Genomic DNA, 6,527 nt, shown 5'->3' with positions numbered 1-6,527 from the left:
TTTTTTTTTAAGATTGGGTATCCCTCAAGACTTCTACATTTGTCGCGGTTCATAATCGCATTCAATTGTTACATTAGTTGGTTACCTCATCCTCAAAGCTAATACAGGGGCTTATAGGATGAGGTTTCTGTTTTTTATATACAGAACTTGAAATCCTACAATAAAAAAGGCTCCATTTAGGAGCCTTTCTTCATGCTATATTATACTAGGACTTTTTTTTAAAGGAAATCTTACTCTCCTCTCCCTTAAAAAGACGCTTAATGTTCTTTCGGTGAGTAAAAATAAGGAGAACAGCTACAACATTGCTAAAGATAACCAGAGGCGTAGGAGCGTTTGCAACAAACAGGTTAACGATTATTGAGTAGGCAATACCTGCACTCATCGAACCAACAGATACATATCGGGTAGCCAAGAAAACAATCGCAAATACACCAACTGCAAGTAACGCAGCAACTGGACTTAATGCGACACCAATCCCAGCAAGCGTTGCAACTCCCTTTCCTCCCCTAAATCCTGCGAAAATAGGTGCAATATGCCCAACCACTGCTAAGGCTCCTAGGAGCAACTGAAAGTTTACAAACTGATAAGTTCCCGGAGTGTAATCGGTAAAATGAACAAGCATAACCGCAACAGCCCCCTTAATGAAGTCTAATGCAAAAACCGGTAATGCGGCTTTTGGACCAAGCACCCTTAAGGTATTTGTAGCACCTGCATTTTTGCTTCCATGCTCACGCACATCCACTCCATAAAACTTTGTACCAATCCAAACAGCACTAGGAATCGACCCAAGCACATATGCTATCAAGAGTTGAAATCCATGAAATGCTAATTCCATAAAATCTTAATTTTGATTTTGCAAAGAAGTCACTTTTTTTCTTACGAACAACGGTCTTCGTGTAAAAAAACAAACACGCATCTAAATATCAATGCATTATCCTGACTTTTTTAACATCAGGATGGTGTTTTTTTGTAAAAGTGTAAAAACGCCAAACCGTTAAACAGCAAAGAATGTAAAGAACGTTTACTTTGCCACATACGCTTAACAATATCAAAGCGTTGTATCTATTACAAATTTAGAACCAAACATCTTAAAATATTGCTTTATTTTGTGAAACCAAACTTTAAGCAATGACAAAGAAGGAGAAGTACAATAAGATAATCAGCTACTTTAGCAGCAGTATGCCCAATCCAGAAACGGAATTAAACTACAGTTCGCCTTATGAACTTCTTGTTGCTGTAATTCTTTCGGCCCAATGTACCGACAAGCGGGTAAATATGGTAACCCCTCCCTTTTTTGACCGATTTCCTACCGCAGAATCCCTAGCCACAGGATCGATTGAAGAAATATTTGACCTCATTCGCTCCATCTCTTATCCCAATAATAAGGCGAAACATTTGCTCGGAATGGCCCAAATGCTCATTACTAAATTTGAGGGAGAAGTACCTTCGGATGTCGATGTGCTACAACAACTACCTGGTGTTGGCAGAAAAACGGCGAATGTAATTGCTTCGGTGGTATTTAATAAGCCTGCAATGGCTGTAGACACGCATGTATTCCGAGTTAGTAAACGACTTGGATTAACTCCAAATGCAAAAAATCCGCTAGAAACAGAAAAAGAGCTGGTAAAAAATTTCCCAGAAGAGCTTATTCCCAAAGCCCATCATTGGCTTATACTACATGGGAGATACACCTGTTTTGCAAGGAAGCCCAACTGCAAAGAATGTGGACTAACAAGTATCTGCTCTTTCTACAAAGAAAAAGGAGCTTAACGCTCCTTCTTATCTTATTACGTCTTTCTGATCTTTTCCCTTTTTCAGAATAAAGATACGTAGAACTCCATCAACGCATGTCGCTTTTATGGAGTTCAAATCGGCGTCTTCGGGTAAAAGAAAAGATCGTGTAAAGTTGCTGTAATCCAATTGCTCTTTTAATTCTTCTTCTGCCTTTATAGCGACTCCATCTGCTACAGCGATTTCCAAAACACCATCAGTCAAGCATAACCGCAGATCTGACTTCTTCAATCCTAGAACCAACAACTCATAAGTATACCGCAGCTCATCCTCTTGCAAGCTAACCGCAGGAATGTCAGACAATGGCTTATCTTCAAAAATATTGGCGTAAGATGCAACCATCAAATCTGACAGAAATTTGGGTATGATACTGCCATTACGTGAAATCTGTAGCATAACAAACCTCCTTATTAAACTTTAATCGTAATAAAGAAACAGTTATTGCTGACGAAAGTGTATTAATTAAGACAAAAAAAATAAAACTGCTTCCTTTTATCAAAAAATACCCTAATTATGCGTTTTAAGCAGTAGATTCTACGCTATTTTCATAGATTTGAAAACCTTATTTGCACGAATGAAACATATACTCTCGACAATAGTATTTTTTGGAACCATCTGCTTTGCATGGGGGCAAAGTAGTACGCTTACCATCAAAATGAAAGAAAAAGAGGCCCCTTTGAGCGCCTATGTTTACCTTAATCAAGGATCAACACTTATACCTGTAGACTCAATTAAGTTAGGGAAAGGGACCTTCACGTTTAAAACAAAAAACTACAAACCAGGCATATACTCGTTCGTTCTAAGCGAGGATACATTTGCCCGAATAATCGTTAACAATGAAGATGTAGAGGTATCCACCTCTTTAGAAAGCCTCCCCGACAGCCTGCATGTCATCAAATCTGAAGAAAACCGAGTATACTATAGCTTCCTAAGAGCCCGCGAAGCTTACAATAAGAAAATAGAGGCCATAACCACACTCCTTAAGTTCTATCCCACTAAGGGAAAAATGAACCGGGTGCTTCTAAAAGAAAAAAGAGCTATCGAAAACAGCTATAGTGGCACAATTCGAAGCTTAATCAATAGCAAAGGCGACCTACTAGCTTCGAAGATAATACTAGCTGAACTTCCTGTTAAAGCTCCAGAAAACCTCACAGAAGAAGAAAAACGCCAATATTTGATTTCAAACTGGTGGAGCAGCTTCCCTTTTGAAAGCGCCAATATTATAAACACGCCTTCTGTATCGGATAAGTTGTGGGATTACATCGATCTTTTTTATGTTGATGGGGCATCTCGTGAAGATCAAGCAAGCTATTTTAAACGCGCAGTAGATGAGGTGATGAACCAACCTGGGATATCGCAAGAAGTTCAGGCTTTTTTCAAAACGGAGCTAATCAAAACATTCTCTCAATCATCCTACGATGGCATTATTGAGTATATTAAAAAGAACTATCCCCTTAAAAGTGGTCCTGAACAAAACCTCCTAGATAGCGAATTTGAGCAGCTAATATCGCTAACGACAGGTAAACCTGCACCCGATTTTACCATCGAAAGCAGCAGCTTAAAAGCGAAACTTTCTGAGCTAAGCAATAATGGAACTATCCTAATTTTTTGGTCGATGGAGTGCTCGCATTGCAGAAAAATGCTACCGGCTTTAGCACGCAATTATAAAACGATAAAAGAACTAGGATTTGACGTTGTAGCCATCAATCTTGACGCCTACAAACCTGCATGGAAAGCGTTTATAAAATCGAACGGCTACGAATGGATTGATATGATTATTCAGAATCCATTCAATAGCCCAATTACATCTGCCTACCATGTTACAGGCACCCCAATTATTTACATAATAGACAAGAATAAGACAATTTACGACAAGCCATCGGATGTAAAGACTATACTAAAATCAATCGAACGGCTTTCGGATGAACAAAATAAGAAATAAAAAAGGGGAAGTTTTACTTCCCCTTTTTACTATTTAGTGCTTAAGGTTATTCGCCAGTCATATTCTTTACGGAAGAGATCTCCATAAACGAAGCTCCATTTCCTTTACCAAAACTACCTCCCACTACAATAACCAAGTCTTCTGGCTTAAACTTGCCCTTATCGCTTGCCATTTTTACAGCATCATGGACAAATTCGTCACGAGTATCGCGTGGTTTAAAATAGTCGGAGTAAACACCATAAGATAAAGCAAGCTCTCTCATGACCCTCTTGTGGTAACACTTTGCAAATACAGGTAGATTTCCTCTAAATGCCGACATATAGCGTCCAGTACGGCCCGTATCCGTATCAATAATAATAGCTTTTATAGGCAAACTTTGAGATGCTTTTACGGTAGAACGAGCAAGCTGAGCCGTAATTTCGTTATTTACACGAATGGTGCTGATTTCATCTTCTGGATTTAAATGACGCTCGATCTCGTAGGCTACACGGCTCATGGTTTTAACCGCTTCTATCGGATATTTTCCGTAAGCGGTCTCTCCACTAAGCATGATAGCATCTGTACGCTGATAAATCGCATTGGCGATATCGCTTACCTCTGCTCTTGTTGGTCGAGGATTATCAATCATGGTATGCAGCATTTGCGTTGCAATAATTACAGGCTTACGCATTTGCATTGCCGCCCTAATCAACTTTCGCTGAACAACTGGAATTTGCTCTGCAGGAAGCTCAACGCCTAAATCACCACGAGCAACCATAATTCCATAGGAGTTTTCCAGTATTTCCTGAATATTCTCAACGCCTTCGTGATTCTCTATTTTAGATATAATCTTAACCTTGCTCTTCTTTTCGTCAAGAATAGTTTGGATAGCCTTCAAATCCTCCTTATTCCTCACAAAAGAGTGAGCAATAAAGTCGATGTCATTTTCGATTGCCCAATGGATAAAATCAATATCCTTATCGCTTAGAGCAGGGAGTTTCACCTCTACTCCTGGAACATTTACGCTCTTTTTACCTTTAACAACTCCATTATCCTGTGATTCGCAAAGAAGGTAATCGTCAATTCTGTCAACAACAGAAAAAGCCAGCTCCCCATCATCAACTAAAATTGAGGCGCCTACAGGAATATCACGAACAAACTCACTATAAGAAACATAAACTGTATCACCATCAGAAAGCCCACTGGCATCGCCTTTGAACTTAATTTTATCGCCAGCCTTAACAACAATGTTTTGCTCATCCTTCATTTTGCAGGTACGAACCTCTGGTCCTTTGGTATCTACAAGAATTGCGATTTTATCAGAAACGGCTCTAACATTTTCAACAACACGGGTTGAATCTTCGGGAGTTTGATGAGCGGTATTCAAACGAACAACATCCATCCCTGCTTCGTGAAGCTGACGAATAAAATCAACATCACACCGTCTATCCGAAATGGTGGCTACAATTTTCGTTTTCTTAAGCATTTTTTCGCAGTTTAATTAATCAGTTTGCTCGTAGTTCTTTTCCATCGCGAATTTAAGAATTATAAGTAGTTTAAGAGGATGCCCGCCTTCAACCTTCACTCATTTTAACACAGCAACCACCATACCCAGCTGAACGCGAATCGCTTAATTCTCCCAAATAAAAATAAAGATATTTTCTCATTAAAATATGTTACAATATACAAGGCTTAACGTTATATTCGCAGCAAAATAATGCTGAAAATAACCATGAGTTGGGCTGATTCTAAAAAAGACTATTTAAGCTTTTTACGTCTGGAAAAATCTCTTTCTGAAAACTCGCTCTTAGCCTACGAACGAGACTTTAACAAATTCCACAATTTTATACGAACAAACCATCAGCAGATAGAGCCGGTCGAGATAAAGCAAGATCATATAGAGGAGTTTCTAGCCAGCCTTTACGACGAAGGTCTAAATGCGCGCAGCCAAGCCCGGGTTTTGAGCAGCATAAAAGGCTTCTTCAAATACCTAATGCTCGAGGACATCATAGAGGAAGACCCAACCGAACTAATTCAAAGCCCTAAGTTAGATCGAAAGCTACCACACGTGCTAACCACTGACGAGATTGATGCCCTCTTAGAAGCTATCGATCTATCGAAACCAGAAGGTGTACGAAATCGGGCAATTATAGAAATCCTCTACAGCTGCGGCCTGCGAGTAACAGAAGCCGTATCGCTCCGCTTGACGGATCTCTTTTTTCACCAAGGATACATTCGAATTATAGGCAAAGGGAATAAAGAGCGTCTTGTTCCTATCAACCAAAAAGCCATCAACAACATCAACGACTACCTTGTCGAACGAGATAAGCTGCCGATAAACCCGGCCTACGAAAATATTCTATTCCTGAACAGAAGAGGAAACCAGCTAACCCGCGTAATGATTTTCACCATAATCAAGGATTTAAGCAATAAAATTGGCTTAAAAAAGAAGATCAGTCCGCACACGTTTAGGCATTCATTCGCCTCTCATCTTCTCGAAAGAGGAGCCGACTTGCGGGTCATTCAAGAACTTCTTGGGCATGAGACCATAATGACTACAGAGATATACACCCATCTAGAGAATAAGCACTTACGTGAAGTGCTACTCAAATGTCACCCACGTGCCGTTAATAGCTGATTTTTAAGAGAAATTAAAAAACTCTAGAAAACACTATTTACTAGGAGTTTATGCTATTTTTTGCCAATGAGGATAATTCGTCCTCATATATGCTAATGCAATCTTGCAAAAAATATTTACCTTTGGAGTCCTTAATGATTTGTATCAGAAAAGTGTACATAACAACCTAAAAACAAT

General features: G+C 39.3%; 6 protein-coding genes. 3 read left to right on the top strand and 3 right to left on the bottom strand.

Annotated features, from left to right (window positions below; genetic code table 11):
• Window positions 1-205 precede the first annotated feature (205 nt).
• On the bottom strand, window positions 206-835 hold the full coding sequence (plsY, locus tag L990_RS16170; protein ID WP_047451568.1) for a glycerol-3-phosphate 1-O-acyltransferase PlsY: 630 nt from the start codon (window positions 833-835) through the stop codon (window positions 206-208).
• Between the two features lie 293 nt (window positions 836-1,128).
• Between plsY and nth the strand changes: the two genes are divergently transcribed.
• Window positions 1,129-1,770, top strand: coding sequence for an endonuclease III (gene nth / locus L990_RS16165; RefSeq protein ID WP_047451566.1), 642 nt, complete (start codon window positions 1,129-1,131; stop codon window positions 1,768-1,770).
• A gap of 9 nt (window positions 1,771-1,779) precedes the next feature.
• On the opposite strand, the gene L990_RS16160 is transcribed toward nth, so the two are convergent.
• Complete coding sequence (locus tag L990_RS16160) at window positions 1,780-2,187, bottom strand: Hsp20 family protein (protein WP_047451563.1); 408 nt, start codon at window positions 2,185-2,187, stop codon at window positions 1,780-1,782.
• Between the two features lie 178 nt (window positions 2,188-2,365).
• Here L990_RS16160 and L990_RS16155 point away from each other — a divergent pair, with 178 nt between their 5' ends.
• Complete coding sequence (locus tag L990_RS16155; RefSeq protein ID WP_047451560.1) at window positions 2,366-3,733, top strand: thioredoxin-like domain-containing protein; 1,368 nt, start codon at window positions 2,366-2,368, stop codon at window positions 3,731-3,733.
• Between the two features lie 46 nt (window positions 3,734-3,779).
• On the opposite strand, the gene pyk is transcribed toward L990_RS16155, so the two are convergent.
• Window positions 3,780-5,198, bottom strand: a complete 1,419-nt coding sequence (gene pyk / locus L990_RS16150) for a pyruvate kinase (RefSeq protein WP_047451558.1) — start codon at window positions 5,196-5,198, stop codon at window positions 3,780-3,782.
• A gap of 231 nt (window positions 5,199-5,429) precedes the next feature.
• Here pyk and xerD point away from each other — a divergent pair, with 231 nt between their 5' ends.
• Window positions 5,430-6,350, top strand: coding sequence for a site-specific tyrosine recombinase XerD (gene xerD / locus L990_RS16145; RefSeq protein ID WP_231562294.1), 921 nt, complete (start codon window positions 5,430-5,432; stop codon window positions 6,348-6,350).
• Window positions 6,351-6,527: the final 177 nt, after the last annotated feature.

This window comes from Alistipes sp. ZOR0009, from assembly GCF_000798815.1.
In the GTDB taxonomy this organism is placed as follows: Bacteria; Bacteroidota; Bacteroidia; order Bacteroidales; family ZOR0009; genus Acetobacteroides.
Note: the sequence above shows the minus strand (reverse complement) of the source record. Positions and strands in the feature narration are given on the sequence as shown.

Excerpts from the sequence above, each read along its gene's own strand:
- plsY (WP_047451568.1), bottom strand. The coding sequence starts at position 835 with ATGGAATTAGCATTTCATGGATTTCAACTCTTGATAGCATATGTGCTT.
- nth (WP_047451566.1), top strand. The coding sequence starts at position 1,129 with ATGACAAAGAAGGAGAAGTACAATAAGATAATCAGCTACTTTAGCAGC.
- L990_RS16160 (WP_047451563.1), bottom strand. The coding sequence starts at position 2,187 with ATGCTACAGATTTCACGTAATGGCAGTATCATACCCAAATTTCTGTCA.
- L990_RS16155 (WP_047451560.1), top strand. The coding sequence starts at position 2,366 with ATGAAACATATACTCTCGACAATAGTATTTTTTGGAACCATCTGCTTT.
- pyk (WP_047451558.1), bottom strand. The coding sequence starts at position 5,198 with ATGCTTAAGAAAACGAAAATTGTAGCCACCATTTCGGATAGACGGTGT.
- xerD (WP_231562294.1), top strand. The coding sequence starts at position 5,430 with ATGCTGAAAATAACCATGAGTTGGGCTGATTCTAAAAAAGACTATTTA.